We start from the raw sequence: 18,033 nt of genomic DNA on the forward strand, positions 1-18,033 counted from the left end.
GTAGTTTACCATAAAGGCTCCGGCGACGGACACCGGAGCCTGTTATGCTTAGCGCGGCAGGGCGGTACCCCATTCGCGCCACTCTTTCGGTTCACTCTCCAGCAGCAGGAAGTGTTTACCATCCTGCGCTTTCGGCGCCAGCGGCGTACCCGGAGGCGTCGCAAAAGCGATGCCGCCGCGAATGAACTGATTGAAGGTACCGGTTTTCACCACGCCGCCGATCAGGCCAAAGTCGAGGCTATAGCCGGAAGCCAGCCAGAACACCGAGTTGTTGCGCACCAGATACTGATAACGTTTACTGATACGCAGCTGTACCATGACGCGATCCGACATCGAACCGAGCATCAGGCCGGTAACCGTACCGACTTCAAGCCCGCGGAACAGCACCGGCGTGCCGATACCCAGCGAACCGGCTTCGGGTACTTCGACGATAATGCTCAGGCCGTCGATATAACGTGAATCGCTAATCGTGGTTTCCTGAATTTCAAAATCACGGCGCGGCGCACCGCGTCCCGGCTCCACGTTAATATAGGCCTGGAAGAGCGTATCCAGATGCTCGACGCCCGCTGCGGAAATCTGCGGAGTAATCACCGAGAAACGCGTGCCGGCGCGGGCGAAGGTGTTGACGTATTCCGGATAGAGAACCGCTTTCGCCTGCACTTCGTTTTTCGCGGTAATTAAATTCAGCGATTGGATCTGCCCAATATCAATCCCCAGGTAGCGGATCGGCATACCTTCGGCGATTTTACCGGCGTCAAAGGCGTGCAGGGTTATCTGGCCACCCACCGCGCGGGCGGCGGTTTCCGACGCATACAGCACGCGTTTATTATCGATACGCGCGCTGGCGCTGGCGCCGCTCAGATTATCAAAGCTTATCGCGCCTTTCAGCGCGCGGGAGAGCGGGGAGGCCTGAACCGTCAGGCCGCTGCCGTTAAGCTGCACTTTCGCGCCGCCTTCGGCCCAGAACACGCTGTTACTGGTGAGCAGATGGCGATATTCCGGTTTGATATGGATGTTGATCTCAAAAGCGTTCTTGCGCGGCTGAACGGTGATGATTTCCCCGACTGCGAATTTACGATACAGCACCACCGATCCTGCCTGGACGTCCGGCAGCGTCTCAGCTGAGAGCGTGAGAGTGGTGGTCGGCAGATCGCTCATGCTGTTTTCCAGCGCTTTTTCCTGGTTGGCGTACAGCGGATAGCGGCTTTGCATCGCCCCTTTGTCGCCCGGAATAATGCGGATCCCGCCGTTGACCCATTCGCTGGCGCTGGCGCCGAGGAACTCCACGCCATCAATACCGACTTTGACGTCGATACGGCTATTGACCACGAATTTGCTGTCGCCGCGCACCAGTGAACGGTACTCGGGCATGACTGCGACCTGGAAAGTGACGCCGTCGGCGTTTAGCTTGCGCTCCAGAACCTGGCCAATCTGAACGCCGTGCAGGATCAGCGGCTGCCCGGCATCAATACCGTAGCTTTCTGGCGCGGTGAGCGTGACGGTTGCGACATCCGGTTCTTCCAGGATGGATTTATCGGCAGGCAGCACCGCAAACTGGTTGCGCGGTTCACCCTCGCCGGGGACCAGCTCAAAGGTGGTACCGGTCAGCAGGGCGCTGACGCTGGGATTATCCAGCGAGATTTTCGGCTTCTTCATCTGAATCAGCGTCTTCTCGCGCAGCAAGCTGACGACGCTGGGATCGACGGTCATTTCGCCGGTGACTTTCCCGTCAGCATTGAGATTCAGTTTACTGAGCTGGCCGACCTCCAGACCCTGATACATCAGCGGCGTAGAGCCCGCTTTTAACCCTGCGCCGTCCGGAAGGTCCAGTTTCACCACCACTCCGCGCTGGCTGTGCGCCAGGTCTTCGTATAAGTGATAATCGGTATTCTGCTGAGCCTGCGGAGAATCATCGGGGGAATCAAAGGCGATAGCGCCGTTCACCAGCGCGGAGAGGCTGTCCAGCTGAACTTTAGCTCCGCTCAGGCTGACGTCCGCCTTTACGCCGGATACGTTCCAGAAGCGGCTCTCTTTTTTCACCAGATTGGTGAAACGCCGCTCGATCAGTACATCAATCGTGACGCCCTGATTGTTCGGATTAATGGCGTAGTCATACACCCGGCCGACCGGAATCTTACGGAAGTAGACCAGCGAGCCGCTGGTTAACGAGCCTAAATCCGCTGACTTGAGATGGATCATCAGCTCGCCGTTATTAATGTGGTACTTCGGCTGGGTATCGAGGGCGACAAAGTGATCCTCGGGCTCGCCCTGGCCTGGCATCATGCCGATATAGTTGCCGCCAACCAGCGCATCCAGGCCGGACACGCCGGCAAGCGAGGCTTTCGGCGTCACCAGCCAGAACTGGGTCTCCTTGCGCAGCGCATCTTTCATATCGCCTTTGACGCTGGCAGAAACCTCGATTTTACTCAGATCTTTGCTTAGCGAGATATTCTCGACCGTACCGACTTCTACCCCCTGATAGCGGATAGGCGTCCGTCCCGGAACGATGCCGTTGGCCGACTGGAAGTCGATGACGATCGTCGTACCGCGATCCTGATAGCTGGTCCAAATCAGCCAACCGGCAATCAGCAGCGCGATGACCGGCAGCAGCCAGAACGGTGAAATGCGGCGTTTAGTTTTAATCTTGGCTTCAGTCGGCGAAGCGGGCGTTTCCTGACTCATGTGCGTCCCAAAGTAAGCGGCTGTCCAGCCATTCAACAGCAAGGATAGTTAAAATTACCGCGGCGCCAAAATAGACCGCGGCGGGCCCCATCGTAAACGCGAGGAGCTGATCGCGGTTGATCAGCGACATGGTTAATGCGATGACAAAAAGATCCAACATAGACCAGCGGCCGATCCAGGTAATCAGCCGCAGCAGCAGGATGCGGGTACGTAGCCCCTGTTCACACTTGAATTGTATGCTGACCAGCAGGGTAAACAATACAATAACTTTGGTGAATGGGACCAGAATACTGGCGATGAACACCACCCCGGCGATGGCGACGTTGCTGCTGGCCAGCGACATAATGCCGGAAAGGATGGTGTCTTCCTGACGCGCGCCGTTGACGTAGATGATCGAGATCGGCAGCAGGTTGGCAGGAAGCAGGAAAACCAGTGATGCAATCAGCGCAGCCCAGCTCTTTTGCAGGCTTTGCCGGCGTCGATGGCGCAAAGGCGTGTGGCAGCGGCGGCAGCGCCCGCGTGCATCGCGATGTCCGGTATAATGGCAGCCCAGACAGACCTGAAGATTTTCATCCGGGCGCAGCGCCGGGCGCTGGGGATAAAAACGCTCCCAGAGCTCTTCAACGTTCATATGGATAAGCGTCAGGATACTGAGCAGCGTGAGGGAAACATAGGCGACAAGCCCGATACCCGGCTGCAGGAAGGCGTAATCCTGCACTTTAATGGAGGCGACGCCGATGCCGACCAGGTAAATATCCAGCATTACCCACTCCTTGAGCCGCTCCAGCATCAGCAGTATCGGTCGCAGATTCATGCCCAGCACGTTGCCCAACCACAGGTAGGCGATTGACACCACCAGCAGCACCGGCGCGACGACCGCGCAAAAGAGCACCATCGCCGCCGTGAGCGGATCGCCCTGGCCGGTCATTTGCCAGATGCCCTGAAGGACGTTAGCGTCGATACGCACGCCCAGCAGATGCAAACGTAGCAGCGGTTCGCTCCACGCAAAAGGCATCAGCAGCAGCATAGCGATCGCCATGCTGCCCAGCCGGGTAAGCGACCAGTCGCGGCCATCGCGCACTTTGGCGTTGCAGCGAGGGCACCAGGCGCTTTGATTCTTTTTGAGGACCGGTAAACTAAACAGCAGGTCGCACTGCGGGCAGCGCTGATAGTGAGCGTGCGCAACAGGGGCGCTGACCGAGTAGACGATCATCTTTTTTGCTGGCGTAATCCTGGGTGTTTTTAGTGGCATTTATAACTTACAGAAATGAATGTATCTCTCTATCTTAACTCAGGAATGAATTCATCTTGAGCATGAATGCATTTAAAGCTTATTTTATTAGGCTGTAAGTGTAAGGCAGTAAGACAACTAAGCGATCATATAATGAACAAATCAGAATTCTACGCGGATTTAAACCGCGATTTTCAGGCGTTAATGGCAGGCGAAACCAGCTTCCTGGCGATGATCTCAAATACCAGCGCGCTGTTATTTGAACGACTGGCGGAAGTGAACTGGGCCGGTTTCTATCTGCTGGAAGGCGATACTCTCATCCTCGGGCCGTTCCAGGGCAAGCTGGCCTGCGTGCGTATTCCGGTAGGACGCGGCGTATGCGGGACTGCCGTCGCGCAGAATCGCGTGCAGCGGGTCGAGGATGTTCACGCCTTTGATGGCCACATCGCCTGCGATGCCGCCAGCAATTCGGAAATTGTCTTCCCGCTACGGGTGAACAATCAAACCATCGGCGTCCTGGACATCGATAGCACGGCGCATTCCCGCTTCACCGTTGAAGACGAGCGGGGTCTGGCAGAACTGGTCTCGCATCTGGAAAAACTCATTTCTGCCACGGATTATCAAAAAATATTCACCCGCGTCGCAGGATAATCAACGGATAACGTAGCATTTACCGAGGACGTCATTATAATGACGCCTGTTCATGCCTGCGGCTTGTTGGCTACGTCCGTTGTAATCAGGAAATTTCATGGAAAATCAACCTAAGTTGAATAGCAGTAAAGAAGTCATTGCGTTTCTGGCCGAACGTTTCCCTCAGTGCTTTAGCGCTGAAGGCGAAGCTCGCCCCCTGAAAGTCGGTATTTTTCAGGATCTCGTTGAGCGCGTTGGCGGAGAGATGAATCTCAGCAAAACCCAACTTCGCGCTGCTTTGCGTCTTTATACTTCGAGCTGGCGCTATCTGTACGGCGTTAAGCCAGGCGCTGTCCGCGTTGACCTTGACGGCAACCCGTGCGGCGAACTGGAAGAGCAGCATGTCGCTCATGCCCGCCAGCAGCTTGAAGAAGCAAAAGCCCGCGTTCAGGCGCAGCGCGAAGCGCAGCAGGCCAAAAAACGTGAAGCCGCTGCCGCGGCAGGCCAGCCGGAAGAGGGAGCACGTCGCGAGCGTAAACCGCGTCCTCAGCCTCAGGCTCGTCGCAAAGAAGGCGCTGAGCAGCGTAAACCACGCCCTGCAGCAGCAGCCAAAGCGCCGCGCGAAGAGCGTCATACCCCTGTATCAGATGTGTCTGTATTGACCGTTGGCCAGGCACTGAAGGTGAAAGCAGGCAATAATGCAATGGACGCCACCGTCCTGGAAATCACCAAAGATGGCGTTCGTGTACAGCTGACTTCTGGTATGTCAATGATTGTACGCGCAGAACACCTGGTGTTCTGAAACGGAGGCCGGGCCAGGCATGAACAAATTCTTTAAGCTCACCGCGTTGGCGGGCCTGCTGGTAATAGCAGGCCAGTCGTTCGCCGTGGACGATATAACCCGTGTCGATCAAATCCCCGTGCTGAAAGAAGAGCCGCAGCACGCGACGGTGAGCGAGCGCGTAACATCGCGCTTTACCCGCTCTCACTACCGCCAGTTCGATCTCGACAATGCCTTTTCGGCGAAAATTTTCGATCGCTACCTGAACCTGCTGGATTACAGCCATAACGTACTGTTAGCCAGCGACGTCAACCAGTTTGCCGCGAAAAAGAATCAAATCGGCGATGAACTGCGCAGTGGGAAGCTGGACGTATTTTACGACCTGTATAACCTGGCGCAGAAGCGTCGCTTTGAGCGCTATCAATATGCGCTGAAAGTGCTGGAACGGCCGATGGATTTTACCGGCCATGATAATTTCAACCTTGACCGTAGCAAGTCGCCCTGGCCGAAAGATGAAGCCGAGCTGAACGCGCTGTGGGATGCCAAGGTGAAGTTTGACCAGCTAAGCCTGAAGCTGGCTGGCAAAGATGATAAAGAGATTCGCGAAACCTTAACCCGCCGCTACAAGTTTGCTATCCGCCGTCTGGCGCAAACCAATAGCGAAGACGTTTTCTCACTGGCGATGACCGCTTTTGCGCGTGAAATCGACCCGCATACAAACTATCTCTCACCGCGCAACACCGAGCAGTTCAATACTGAAATGAGCCTGTCTCTGGAAGGTATCGGCGCGGTGCTGCAGATGGACGACGACTACACGGTGATCAATTCTCTGGTCGCGGGCGGTCCGGCGGCGAAGAGTAAAGCCATCAGCGTGGGCGATCGCATCGTTGGCGTCGGCCAGCCTGGTAAAGGCATGGTCGATGTGATCGGCTGGCGTCTTGATGATGTCGTCGCGCTGATTAAAGGTCCCAAGGGCAGCAAGGTTCGCCTGGAGATTCTCCCGGCGGGTAAAGGCGCCAAAACGCGTATTGTGACCCTCACGCGTGAACGCATTCGTCTGGAAGACCGTGCGGTTAAGATGTCAGTCAAAACCGTTGGCAAAGAAAAAGTTGGCGTGCTGGATATTCCTGGCTTCTATGTTGGCCTGACGGATGACGTTAAGGTTCAGCTGCAAAAGCTGGAGAAACAAAACGTTAGCAGTATCGTCATCGATCTGCGCAGCAACGGCGGCGGGGCGCTGACCGAAGCGGTTTCGCTTTCTGGCCTGTTTATCCCCTCCGGCCCGGTTGTCCAGGTTCGCGATAATAACGGTAAAGTCCGTGAAGACAGCGATACCGATGGCGTGGTGTACTACAAAGGTCCGCTGGTCGTCCTGGTCGATCGTTTCAGCGCCTCGGCTTCCGAAATTTTCGCCGCTGCGATGCAGGATTATGGCCGCGCGCTGATCGTCGGAGAGCCGACCTTCGGTAAAGGGACCGTCCAGCAGTATCGTTCGCTGAACCGTATCTACGATCAGATGCTGCGTCCTGACTGGCCGGCGCTGGGTTCCGTACAGTACACTATCCAGAAATTCTATCGCATCAACGGCGGTAGTACTCAGCGCAAGGGTGTAACGCCGGATATCATGATGCCGACCGGAACCGAAGAGCGTGAGACCGGCGAGCAGTATGAAGACAACGCGCTGCCGTGGGATAGCGTCAATGCGGCAACCTTCGTGAAATATGGCGATTTGACGCCGTTTGGACCGGAACTGCTGAAGCGTCACGATGCGCGTATTGCCAAAGATCCTGAGTTCCAGTACATCATGAAGGATATTGCTCGCTATAACGCGATGAAAGACAAACGCAACATCGTTTCCCTGAACTACGCGCAGCGTGAAAAGGAGAACGAAGAAGATGATGCGATTCGTCTGGCCCGCGTTAACGATCGCCTGAAACGCGAAGGTAAGCCGTTACTGAAAAAACTGGAAGATCTGCCGAAGGATTACCAGGAGCCCGATCCGTATCTTGATGAAACGGTTCATATTGCGCTCGACCTGGCCCATGAGGAAAAGGATCGGCCAGCGGTAGAGCCCCCGGCCAGTAAATAATCCCCCCAACGGGCACAATGATTTGTGCCCGTTTTCTTTCGCTTCTTTCCCAACGTTCATTGCCTGATTTCAACAAAATGTCAACGCTTTTGCCCAGCGTCAGCAATATGCTACAAAATGTAAAGTTGTGTCTTTCTCGTGACTTAGCGGGGGCTGATGGTTGAAAATTAGCGTTCTACCCATACCATGTGGGTAATCGCATAGTGCGTTTTGTTAAATCGAGGTAAAAAGAAAATTATGATGCGAATCGCGCTTTTCCTGCTGACCAACCTGGCAGTGATGGTGGTGTTCGGGCTGGTGCTAAGCCTGACGGGAATTCAGTCAAGCAGCATGACCGGGCTGCTGATCATGGCGCTGTTGTTTGGCTTCGGCGGTTCAATCGTTTCGCTGCTGATGTCGAAATGGATGGCGTTGAAATCGGTGGGTGGGGAAGTCATTGAGCAGCCGCGTAACGAAACCGAGCGCTGGTTGGTGAATACCGTCGCGCAGCAGGCGCGCCAGGCGGGAATTGCCATGCCGCAGGTCGCGGTCTACCATGCGCCGGATATTAACGCCTTCGCGACCGGCGCGCGCCGCGATGCGTCGCTGGTTGCGGTCAGCACCGGGCTGTTGCAGAACATGAGCCGTGATGAAGCGGAAGCGGTTATCGCCCATGAGATTAGCCACATCGCTAACGGCGATATGGTCACCATGACGCTGATTCAGGGGGTGGTGAACACCTTCGTTATCTTTATCTCGCGCGTTATCGCGCAGATTGCGGCGGGCTTCCTCGGCGGCAACCGCGATGAAGGTGAAAGCAGCAACGGCAACCCGCTGATCTACTTTGCGGTTGCTACGGTACTGGAGCTGGTGTTTGGTATTCTGGCCAGCATCATCACCATGTGGTTCTCCCGCTACCGCGAATTCCATGCGGACGCTGGCTCAGCGAAACTGGTGGGGCGTGAGAAAATGATCGCTGCGCTGCAGCGTCTGAAAACCAGCTATGAGCCGCAGGAGGCCAGCAGCATGATGGCATTCTGCATTAACGGTAAAGCGAAATCCATGAGCGAGCTGTTTATGACTCACCCGCCTCTGGATAAGCGCATTGAAGCCCTGCGCAGCGGCGAATATCTGAAGTAAACGCCGCTCCCGGCCCTGAAAACAAAAATCCGCAACCTTCGGGCTGCGGATTTTTTTATGTCGATTCTTTGCCTACAGCCTGGCGCGCGGCTGCGTGACGCGTAGCCCGCTGACGGCAGCGGCGACGACGGCTAGGATCCCGGCCAGCAGAAGTGCGGTATGAGTTCCGCTATTGCCCAGCAGGTTAAACAGCAGCGCCACCAGCGCGGCGCCTGTACTCTGGCCAAGCAGACGGGCGGTACCCAACATGCCGCTTGCTCCGCCGCTGCGGTGAGCCGGCGCTGAAGAGACGATCGTATGGTTGTTGGGTGACTGGAACAGGCCAAAGCCCGCGCCGCAGAGCGCCATTCGCCAGATAATATCCAGATCCGTGGGTGTGGAGGGGAGCATCGCCAGACCGAACAGGCCACAGGCCATTACCAGCAGACCAATCGCCCCCAGCAGACCGGCGTGAAATTTCTCTATCAAATAGCCTGCCAGCGGCGCCATTACCATGGTTGCCAGCGGCCACGGCGTCAGGAGCAGACCGGTTTCCACCTCGCTGCGTCCAAGCATCGACTGCAGGAAGAATGGTAGCGAAACCATGGCCAGCATCTGGGCGCAGAAGGAGCATATCGAGGTGCAGATGGACAGGGAAAAAATCGGAATGCGCAGCAGATCGACGGGTAGCAGGGGAACCGGCATTCTGAGCTGACGGCGGACAAAAAAGAATCCAACGACCAGCATCGCAATAACCTCCGCCAGCACCAGCTCGCCGGATTGGCCCTGAGCGAACCCGCCGAGAGCGGTAATTAATAAGCCGAAAGTGAGAGCATTCATGATGGCGCTGGGCAGATCGAAGCGGGTGACCTTGCTCCCGCCGACATTGGCGGGCAGGTAGCGCATCGCGAGAACCAGTGAGATAACGCCCAGCGGAACGTTAATGAGAAACAGCCATTGCCATGAAGCCATCGACAGGATAGCGGCGGCAATGGTCGGGCCCGCAGCGGATGAGACGGCGACAACAAAAGAGTTGATCCCCATTCCGCGGCCGAGAAAGCGGCGGGGATAAATCAGGCGAATCAGCGCGGTATTAACGCTCATTAGCGCCGCGCCGCCAAGACCCTGCGCAACGCGCGCCAGCGTCAACATTTCCAGGCTGCGGGAGAGCGCGCAGGCTAAAGAGGTGAAGGTGAATACGACCAGGCCGATTTTATAAATGCGCCGATAACCGACCATATCGCCGAGGAAAGAGAGCGGCAGAAGCGCAATAACAATGGCAATTTGATAGGCGTTTACTATCCAGATTGAGGATGCCGGTGACGCGTTTAAATCGCTGGCGATCGTCGGAAGCGCTACGTTGGCGATAGCGCCGTCCAGCACGGCCATCGTCAGGCCTAATACAATGGTCAGGATGGCGCCGTAACGCTGCGGTGCTGGCAGCCCATCGGGGAGGTTTTTATCCATATAAAGTGTATGTCTTATCGGGAACTATTAACTGGATAATGATTTTAGCATTGAATATTCAGCGGCATGTCGCAGATTTGTAACGAATGGGCAGAAGAACGATTGCGGGTAACGGGATGCGAATTTATAATAAAAACCGGTTCTAATTTTTATAAAACAGTTGCGATGAGGTGATAAATGGCAGTTGCAGATTTGGATAAACAGCCAGATTCTGTCTCTTCGGTATTGAAGGTTTTTGGCATCCTGCAGGCGCTTGGCGAAGAGCGTGAAATTGGCATTACCGAACTGTCCCAGCGCGTCATGATGTCAAAAAGCACCGTTTATCGCTTTTTGCAGACCATGAAATCGCTGGGGTACGTAGCGCAGGAAGGGGAATCTGAGAAGTATTCTTTAACCCTGAAACTCTTCGAACTCGGCGCGCGGGCTTTGCAGAACGTCGATCTGGTGCGCAGCGCCGACATTCAGATGCGCGAGCTATCACGCCTGACGAAAGAGACCGTCCACCTGGGCGCCCTGGATGAAGACAGCATTGTTTACATCCATAAAATCGACTCAATGTACAATTTGCGCATGTATTCGCGCATCGGACGCCGTAACCCGCTGTACAGCACCGCGATCGGTAAGGTGCTGCTGGCATGGCGCGATCGCGCGGAAGTAGAGCAGATTCTGGAAGGCGTTGAGTACAAACGCAGTACCGACCGGACCATCACCAGCACCGAAGAGCTGCTGGCGGTTCTGGATAAGGTCCGCGAGCAGGGCTACGGCGAAGATAACGAAGAACAGGAAGAAGGGCTGCGCTGCATCGGGGTGCCGGTTTTCGACCGCTTCGGCGTGGTTATCGCCGGCCTGAGTATCTCTTTCCCGACGCTACGTTTCTCCGAAGAGCGCCTGAACGAGTATGTTGCGATGCTGCACACGGCGGCGCGTAAAATTTCTGAGCAGATGGGCTACAACGATTATCCGTTCTGATTCACTATCCTATTCGGGCTACCGTTGCTGTAGCCCGAACCATGACTAGCCGTTATCCACTACCGTGACGCTTTTTCGCAGAACAGGGCAATCGGTAATGCCGATAATACCGCTGCTGGAGTGAACATATTGTGCGGTGCTGATGCCGCGAGCGGTGAGATATTTGCACTGCAATCCTAACCCACCGGCATTCTCACTGCTGCCTATTAACACGCCGTAGCCGCTTAATAATACGCCAATCCATAAGATAGCCAGCACCACAATGGTACGAATGATCAATCGCATTGTTGCCTCAATATTTGTATTATCCCTGCGTCTATTCTGTCATGCACACGAGTTGAAACAAGTCTATGATTCCTAAACTTGCCTTTCGTATTACAGTTAGCCGCGGTTTAAGATGGTCATGTTATCCTGGCGACATTTGATACTGATGCGGAGTGTGGAGTGAAAAAATTACGGTGGGTTTTGCTGATAGTCGTTATTGCAGGATGTTTACTGCTATGGACTCAGATGCTTAACGTAATGTGCGATCAGGATGTACAGTTCTTCAGCGGCATCTGCACTATCAATAAGTTTATTCCCTGGTAAGACATTTTTTATATGACTGATTTTCTTCTGCCGCGCGGGTGGTAGAATGAACGCCTTCTCTTTGAGGTGGTGAAATGAGTGAGTTACTAAATCCCGGGATTGTAAGCCTGGCATCCGTGGCGCTGTCTGTCGTGCTGTTGCTTGTCGGCCTGTTATTATGGTTTTTTGTTAATCGCGCCAGTTCGCGCGCAAATGAGCAGATCGCGCTACTGCAGGCGCTTCTGGATCAGCAAAAGCGGCAAAACGCGCTGCTGCGCCGTCTCTGCGAGGCCAATGAGCCTGAGAAGGAGAGTGCAGCAGAACCTTCCATAGCCGAGAAGGGGAAAGGCGACGACGACTTCATTCGTCTGGTCGCAGAGCGCTAATCTGATTGTCAGGCGTGCATCGTAGGGTGTGCGCCTGTATCTCACCCCGGTCTATAACCTATCCTTATCAATAAATCTTCTGCTGACGATTATCCGGCGTGCCGGCAAGCGGACGCTGTGCGTTAATCGCGCCTCTTTAATTAGTTTGTTTAATTAATCAAATAAAAGGACAGAAACGGCCTGACTGTCATCAGGTCTTCATTATTGCCGTGCAGTATAGACAATATTTTAAGTTATTCCATTTACGCGCTTCGATATTATGCAATGGTCCTGCAAAGCAATTTTTCAGCTATCGATATGAGCTTTTAAATGCATCTTTATGCAATACTTTTTGTTGCCCCCTAAAATTGGCAGTTTAGCTTTGAGCGGGGCGGGGTACGCCGAAGTTGTTGAGGAATGGCGGATAAACTCTCTTTCCGGAGCCAGTCTCTACGGCACAGACGCGGGGCGGAAAGGATAAGTCAGAGGGAGCAAAGTCGCATAAATGTGCAGGTGATCAAATGATTCCCTTATAATTTGTGCGAGCGATCGAGACCCATCTAAAAATGGCTTGCCATTATTAACGTAGTATGTGATAACACGTTTCGGGTTAAACGAGGTACAGTTCTGTTTATGTGTGGCATTTTCAGTAAAGAAGTCCTGAGTAAACACGTTGTCGTTGAATACCGCTTCTCTGCCGAACCTTATATTAGTGCCTCATGCAGTCATGTGTCAGTTTTATCTATGTAAGTGCCCACGGGCGAAGAAAACAGTCTAAGGAATTTTGCAAATGGCAAAGATTAAAGGTCAAGTTAAGTGGTTCAACGAGTCTAAAGGTTTTGGCTTCATTACTCCGGCTGATGGCAGCAAAGATGTGTTCGTACACTTCTCCGCTATCCAGGGTAACGGCTTCAAAACTCTGGCTGAAGGCCAGAACGTTGAGTTCGAAATTCAGGACGGCCAGAAAGGTCCAGCTGCAGTTAACGTAACTGCTATCTGATTCAAGACCACTGAATCTTGTAAGAAAGCCTCGCGACCGCGGGGCTTTTTAGGTTTTATTGCAAATCATGTCAATTATCCTCCCACCGTTGCGCTTTGTTGCAAAACAACATCCTTATTAGCACTGTTTAGCAATCTGTTTTGTATATATCTGTTAAATCAGGTGGTTGCAAAATAATGATGGAGCTAAGGTGCAAAAGAACAAACTTAAGTCAGCCGCCAACTTTACCCCTTTGCGGTTCGGGTTGCTATGCGTGGCCATTCTTTGCTGTATGGGGCTGCTGCTGGTCCGGGTAGGCTGGCTGCAAATTGTCTCTCCTGACAATTTGGTGAAACAAGAAGATATGCGCTCCTTGCGCGAAGAGCCTATCGACGTGCAGCGCGGCATGATTAGCGATCGCGAGGGCCGCCCGCTGGCGGTTAGCGTTCCGGTGAGCGCCATCTGGATCGATCCGCAAACAACGCTCGCAAAAGGCGGCGTCGGATATGGCCCGCGCTGGCAGGCCATGGCGCAAGCTTTACATCTCAACCTTAGCGAGCTGGCTCATCGCGTGCAGGCGCATCCTCACGCGCGCTTTCTCTATCTCGCGCGCCAGATAAATCCTGAGCAGGCAGAGTGGATCGACAAGCTGCGCCTGCCGGGTATCAATCTGCGCGATGAGTCGCGTCGCTTTTATCCCGCTGGACACGTTGCCGCTAACCTGCTGGGCTTTACCAACATCGATAATCAGGGGATCGAGGGAGTCGAGAAAAGCTTTAATGCTCAGCTGACCGGTCAACCCGGGCGTCGGCTGGTGCGAAAAGATCGTCACGGCAACGTCATCGAAAATATCACGGAAGTTCCGGCAGTCCCGGCCCATAATTTGCAGCTCAGTATCGACGAGCGTCTACAAACGGTGACCGAAGACGCGTTGGATAACGCCGTGCGCTGGAACAAAGCAGAATCGGGGGCGGCGGTATTAATTAAAATTGATACCGGGGAAATTCTGTCGATGGCCAGCTACCCTGATTTCAACCCTAACAATCGCGATGATGCAAAGCTGGATGATTTCCGCAATCGCGCGATTAGCGATACTTTCGAGCCGGGGTCGACGGTTAAACCGCTGGTGCTGATGACTGCCCTCCAGCAAGGCATTGTTCAGCCGGATAGCGTGGTGGATACCCATCCGTTTATCCTCGACGGCCATCGCATTCGCGACGTGGGTTACTATCCAGAATTAACCCTCACCGGCATCCTGCAAAAATCCAGCGATACCGGCGTTTCACATCTGTCGCTGGCGATGCCCATTCAGCATCTCATCGATACCTATAAAGCGTTCGGTTTCGGCGATTCTACCGGCCTGGGATTAACCGGTGAAAGCGCCGGGCTGATGCCGCAGCGCCGCTATTGGGGACAGCTCGACCGGGCGACCTTCGCCTTCGGCTATGGTCTGATGGTCACGCCGCTGCAGCTGGCGCACGTATACGCTACCATCGGCAGCTACGGTATTGAACGTCCGCTATCGATCACGCGTATCGATCCGCCGGTCATGGGGACCCGAGTGATGCCGGAGCAGATAGTGCATGAAGTCGAGCATATGATGGAGAGCGTTGCCTTGCCGGGCGGCGGGGGGACCAAAGCGGCGGTGCGCGACTATCGGGTGGCGGTAAAAACCGGTACCGCCAAGAAAATCGGCCCTGACGGGAAATATATCGACAAATACGTTGCCTATACCGCAGGCGTCGCGCCGGCCAGCAATCCGAAATTCGCCCTGGTGGTGGTGATGAACGACCCCAGCAACGGTTCATATTACGGCGGAGCGGTGTCGGCGCCGGTATTCAGTCAAATTATGGGCGATGTGCTGCGCCTGGAAAACGTCATGCCCGATGGAATGCCGGAGGGCTCGGAAAACCTGATCGTCATGCATCACGACGGCGTTCTGCCGCCTGCGCTGTAACGGTGGCCTGGAAGGGCGAATAGCGCTACACTTTCGCCCTTTCAGCACACCGGAGTTGCCATGTCTTACAGTTGCCCTCTTTGCCACGCGCCGCTTGCGCGCCGCGATAATAGCTTTATCTGCCCGCAGCGGCACCAGTTCGATCTGGCGAAGGAAGGGTACGTCAATTTGCTGCCGGTACAGTTTAAGCGCTCCCGCGATCCAGGCGACAGCGCCGAAATGATGCAGGCGCGGCGAGAGTTTCTCGATGCGGGTCATTACCAGCCGCTTCGTGAGGCGGTCAGCGCTTATCTGCACACCTTCGCGCCAACGGATTTACTGGATATAGGCTGTGGGGAAGGCTACTACACTCATGCCTTCGCCGCTATCGCCGGCCGCTGTTGGGGACTGGACGTGTCGAAATCGGCGATTCGCGCGGCGGCAAAGCGCTATCCGCAGGTCAGCTTTTGCGTCGCCTCCAGCCAGCGATTACCGTTTGAGGATGCAAGCCTGGATGCGATAGTGCGTATTTATGCCCCCTGTAACGCGCTTGAACTGGCGCGCGTTGTCCGTACCGGCGGCTGGGTCATCACCGCGACGCCGGGACCTCGTCACCTGATGGAACTAAAAGGGTTGATCTACGACGAAGTGCGTTTGCACGAGCAAAACACGGAAGCGCTTGAGGGTTTCACGCTACGTCATCAGCAGCAGCTGGCCTATCCGATGCGCCTCAAAGGCAGCGAGGCGGAAGCTTTACTGCAAATGACGCCGTTTGCGTGGCGGGCAAAACCGCCGGTTCGGGAAACGCTGCGCCAGCAGGCGCTATTCAGCTGCCAGACCGATTTCATGATTCACTGCTGGCAGCGCGACGCTGAGGGTTAGCCGGCAAAATGGCTCCAGAGTATTTGGGCGCCGATGCCGATCAGCACGATACCGCCGAGGATTTCCGCCCGTTTGCCGAGCAGCGGGCCGATAAAACGTCCTACCATAATGCCCAGCGTTGACATTATCAGCGTCGCGCAGCCGATAGCCAGCGCGGTGGCGATAATGTTGACCTGCAAAAACGCCAGGCCAACGCCGACGGCCATAGCGTCAAGGCTGGTGGCGAAAGCGGTGGTGACCAGCAGCCAGAAACCGTGACGGCGCGGAGCTTCACACTCCTCGCCATCGCCGCCGCGAACCCCTTCGATAACCATTCGGCCGCCGAGAAATACCAGCAATATAAAGGCTATCCAGTGGTTCCACTCGAGCACGAACTGGCTGGCGAGCATCCCCATTCCCCACCCGAACAGCGGAGTGAGCGTTTCGATAGCGCCAAAGATGAGACCGGTGCGCAGAGCTTCGGAAAATTTAGGTTTATGGAGAGTCGCGCCTTTACCAATAGAGGCCGCGAAGGCGTCCATGGACATGCCGAAGGCAAGAAGAATTGTAGCGGATACATTCATGAGAGCGTCCTGACCGGGGATAATCCATATGACACATCGCCGCCCCCAGTAAAAATACGCAGCCCATCCTGAAGATGAGGCGCCGCGTACAGCAGCGATGCGTCTATGGTCTCGCCTGATTGAAGACGTTCTTCTTCAACCCGCACGTGCCACGTTTTGCAACGAGTATGTTGACACGTACATTTTCCGACAGGCAGAAAATTGGCTACTCCCCAACGACGGGCGCAACCTTAACATAATTTTAGAATATAAAACAATAACAGAATCGCGTTATTTTAATAACCAAATGATAACGATTTTCATTTGAATTTAGAGGTGAATGATTCGTTAATAAATATCGTTGAATTAAGCGGCTGAAATATAGCTATGGCTATGTTTCAGCCGCCGGGAAATGATTAAATATAGCGTAAGCTATATTGTTAACTCATTGAGTGGAAACGAGAAGTTTGTATATCTTTTCCAGGTCGTCGATATTTCGTACGCGGATCAGCAGGCGACGTTGTTCTAATTGCATCACCAGCACCCCGTCTTCTGATAAATTCATCTCTTTAATACGCTTATATTCAATCCAGATATTGGCGAAAAAAAAGCCCTGCTTTTTGAAGATGATTTTGGGCGAACGGATCCAGAAAAGATATAACCCCATTAAGGCCAGGGCAGATAATAACCAGGTGGTGATAAGTTCGCCATGATTAGCGATGTTGTTATAAATCAGAATGGCAATAAGACCGACGAAGATAATGCCATCGACGCGATTGCGGCGGAGCAGGGGGATTGCCAGCAAAACGGGGCCATTGCGGCGCGGCATGATGAACTGGTCGTAAACCGCAAACGCGAACAGTACAAGAATAAACAGGATTAACACCAGGTCCGTGATTGTCATCCATCCTCCAAATAAAAAAGCCGGGGGCAAGCCCCCGGCGCACAACGTATTGATTACTGGCCCAGCAGGCCGACTGCGTAGCCTGCAATACCGATGACGAAGAAGCCAACGATGATCCACAGGGCGTTAACTTTCTTACGCAGCAGCCACATACAGGCGAAGGTCAGCAGCAGCGGCACCAGTCCCGGCATCAGCTGGTCAAGGATAGTTTGCACGGTGGTCACGCGCGTCTGGCCATCCTGACCGGTGATGGTGGAGACCACCAGCGGAATGTTGACGTGCGTCCATTTGTTAACCAGCGCCCCCATGACAAACAGGCCGAGAATAGACGCCCCCTCGGTCAGTTTCTGCAGGAAGCCGCCGCCCATATCTTTAACGATGTCGATACCTTTACGGTAACCGTACGCTACGCCGTAATAACGGGTCAGCAGACGCACCGCGTTAAACAGGATAAAGAACAGCAGAGGCCCGAGCAGGCTGCCGCTCATCGCGATACCAGCGCCGAGTGCGGCGAATACCGGACGAACGGTACCCCAGAAGATTGGGTCGCCTACGCCAGCCAGCGGGCCCATCAGGCCAACTTTGATACCGTTAATAGCACCATCGTCAATCTCTGCGCCGTTAGCACGCTGCTCTTCCATCGCCAGCGTAACGCCAAGAACCGGCGCTGCAACGTACGGATGGGTGTTAAAGAACTCAAGGTGACGTTTAATCGCCTGTTTACGCGCATCGTTGTTCTCCGGATACAGGCGACGAATAGCCGGTACCATGGAGAAGCAGAAGCCCAGCGCCTGCATACGTTCGAAGTTCCATGAACCCTGGAACAGGTTAGAACGAATGAACACGCCACGAATATCACTCTGAGTCAGTTTTTTCTCGGTGGTATTTTTAGTCATATCAACCATTTCGCT

16 protein-coding genes and 2 pseudogenes are annotated in these 18,033 nt (G+C 54.5%); 11 read left to right on the forward strand and 7 right to left on the reverse strand.

Going from position 1 to position 18,033, the window contains the following annotated elements; genetic code table 11:
* Positions 1–48: 48 nt before the first annotated feature.
* Together KO1_RS01770 and yebS are read right to left on the reverse strand one after the other, a co-directional pair.
* Entirely contained in the window at positions 49–2,682 is a 2,634-nt protein-coding gene (locus KO1_RS01770) for a PqiB family protein (protein ID WP_016808295.1), read from the reverse strand.
* A complete protein-coding gene (gene yebS / locus KO1_RS01775; RefSeq protein WP_016808294.1) occupies positions 2,651–3,934 on the reverse strand; it encodes a membrane integrity lipid transport subunit YebS in 1,284 nt (427 codons plus the stop codon). The genes KO1_RS01770 and yebS overlap by 32 nt, the downstream gene beginning before the upstream one ends.
* Positions 3,935–4,066: 132 nt before the next feature.
* Here yebS and msrC point away from each other — a divergent pair.
* The 4 genes and pseudogenes from msrC (at position 4,067) to htpX (ending at position 8,532) form a co-directional block, all read left to right on the forward strand.
* A pseudogene (msrC, locus tag KO1_RS01780) lies at positions 4,067–4,580 on the forward strand (free L-methionine (R)-S-oxide reductase MsrC).
* A gap of 81 nt (positions 4,581–4,661) precedes the next feature.
* Complete coding sequence (gene proQ / locus KO1_RS01785) at positions 4,662–5,345, forward strand: RNA chaperone ProQ (RefSeq protein WP_004103320.1); 684 nt, start codon at positions 4,662–4,664, stop codon at positions 5,343–5,345.
* Positions 5,346–5,364: 19 nt separating this feature from the next.
* On the forward strand, positions 5,365–7,413 hold the full coding sequence (gene prc, locus KO1_RS01790; protein WP_004113745.1) for a carboxy terminal-processing peptidase: 2,049 nt from the start codon (positions 5,365–5,367) through the stop codon (positions 7,411–7,413).
* A gap of 237 nt (positions 7,414–7,650) precedes the next feature.
* Positions 7,651–8,532: a protease HtpX gene (gene htpX, locus KO1_RS01795; protein ID WP_004103316.1), complete on the forward strand. Its 882-nt coding sequence runs from the start codon at positions 7,651–7,653 to the stop codon at positions 8,530–8,532.
* A 72-nt stretch (positions 8,533–8,604) separates the two neighbouring features.
* Here htpX and KO1_RS01800 read toward each other — a convergent pair whose 3' ends face one another.
* Positions 8,605–9,978, reverse strand: coding sequence for an MFS transporter (locus KO1_RS01800; protein WP_004103315.1), 1,374 nt, complete (start codon positions 9,976–9,978; stop codon positions 8,605–8,607).
* Between the two features lie 177 nt (positions 9,979–10,155).
* Between KO1_RS01800 and kdgR the strand changes: the two genes are divergently transcribed.
* Positions 10,156–10,947, forward strand: a complete 792-nt coding sequence (kdgR, locus tag KO1_RS01805) for a DNA-binding transcriptional regulator KdgR (protein WP_004103314.1) — start codon at positions 10,156–10,158, stop codon at positions 10,945–10,947.
* Positions 10,948–10,992: 45 nt separating this feature from the next.
* Here the strand turns inward: kdgR and KO1_RS01810 are convergent, their stop codons facing one another.
* Positions 10,993–11,232, reverse strand: coding sequence for a YobH family protein (locus KO1_RS01810; RefSeq protein ID WP_004103313.1), 240 nt, complete (start codon positions 11,230–11,232; stop codon positions 10,993–10,995).
* A gap of 159 nt (positions 11,233–11,391) precedes the next feature.
* Here KO1_RS01810 and mgrB point away from each other — a divergent pair, with 159 nt between their 5' ends.
* The 6 genes and pseudogenes from mgrB (at position 11,392) to rlmA (ending at position 15,676) form a co-directional block, all read left to right on the forward strand.
* On the forward strand, positions 11,392–11,535 hold the full coding sequence (gene mgrB, locus KO1_RS26720; protein ID WP_041146201.1) for a PhoP/PhoQ regulatory lipoprotein MgrB: 144 nt from the start codon (positions 11,392–11,394) through the stop codon (positions 11,533–11,535).
* 74 nt (positions 11,536–11,609) lie between these two features.
* Positions 11,610–11,900 (forward strand): YebO family protein, encoded by a 291-nt coding sequence (locus KO1_RS01815; protein ID WP_004103312.1) that lies wholly within the window; start codon positions 11,610–11,612, stop codon positions 11,898–11,900.
* A gap of 612 nt (positions 11,901–12,512) precedes the next feature.
* Positions 12,513–12,657, forward strand: a pseudogene (locus KO1_RS26730) (DUF2627 domain-containing protein).
* Between the two features lie 12 nt (positions 12,658–12,669).
* Positions 12,670–12,879 carry a transcription antiterminator/RNA stability regulator CspE gene (cspE, locus tag KO1_RS01820; RefSeq protein WP_001062678.1) on the forward strand — a complete coding sequence of 70 codons (210 nt, stop codon included), beginning with the start codon at positions 12,670–12,672 and terminating at the stop codon, positions 12,877–12,879.
* A gap of 190 nt (positions 12,880–13,069) precedes the next feature.
* Entirely contained in the window at positions 13,070–14,815 is a 1,746-nt protein-coding gene (gene ftsI / locus KO1_RS01825) for a peptidoglycan glycosyltransferase FtsI (RefSeq protein ID WP_004103311.1), read from the forward strand.
* 60 nt (positions 14,816–14,875) lie between these two features.
* The gene (rlmA, locus tag KO1_RS01830) at positions 14,876–15,676 is read left to right on the forward strand and encodes a 23S rRNA (guanine(745)-N(1))-methyltransferase (protein ID WP_024274396.1); all 801 of its coding nucleotides are present in this window, start codon (positions 14,876–14,878) and stop codon (positions 15,674–15,676) included.
* Here rlmA and mntP read toward each other — a convergent pair.
* The 3 genes from mntP to KO1_RS01845 all read right to left on the reverse strand — a co-directional run bounded on the left by mntP (position 15,673) and on the right by KO1_RS01845 (position 18,027).
* Positions 15,673–16,239, reverse strand: coding sequence for a manganese efflux pump MntP (mntP, locus tag KO1_RS01835; protein ID WP_024274395.1), 567 nt, complete (start codon positions 16,237–16,239; stop codon positions 15,673–15,675). The two genes, rlmA and mntP, sit on opposite strands and share 4 nt — an antisense overlap.
* 424 nt (positions 16,240–16,663) lie before the next feature.
* Positions 16,664–17,122 carry a DUF986 family protein gene (locus KO1_RS01840; RefSeq protein ID WP_004113738.1) on the reverse strand — a complete coding sequence of 153 codons (459 nt, stop codon included), beginning with the start codon at positions 17,120–17,122 and terminating at the stop codon, positions 16,664–16,666.
* A gap of 53 nt (positions 17,123–17,175) precedes the next feature.
* Positions 17,176–18,027, reverse strand: a complete 852-nt coding sequence (locus KO1_RS01845; protein ID WP_004103307.1) for a PTS mannose transporter subunit IID — start codon at positions 18,025–18,027, stop codon at positions 17,176–17,178.
* Between the last annotated feature and the right edge of the window lie 6 nt (positions 18,028–18,033).

This window comes from Klebsiella oxytoca NBRC 105695, assembly GCF_001598695.1.
GTDB lineage: Bacteria > Pseudomonadota > Gammaproteobacteria > Enterobacterales > Enterobacteriaceae > Klebsiella > Klebsiella oxytoca.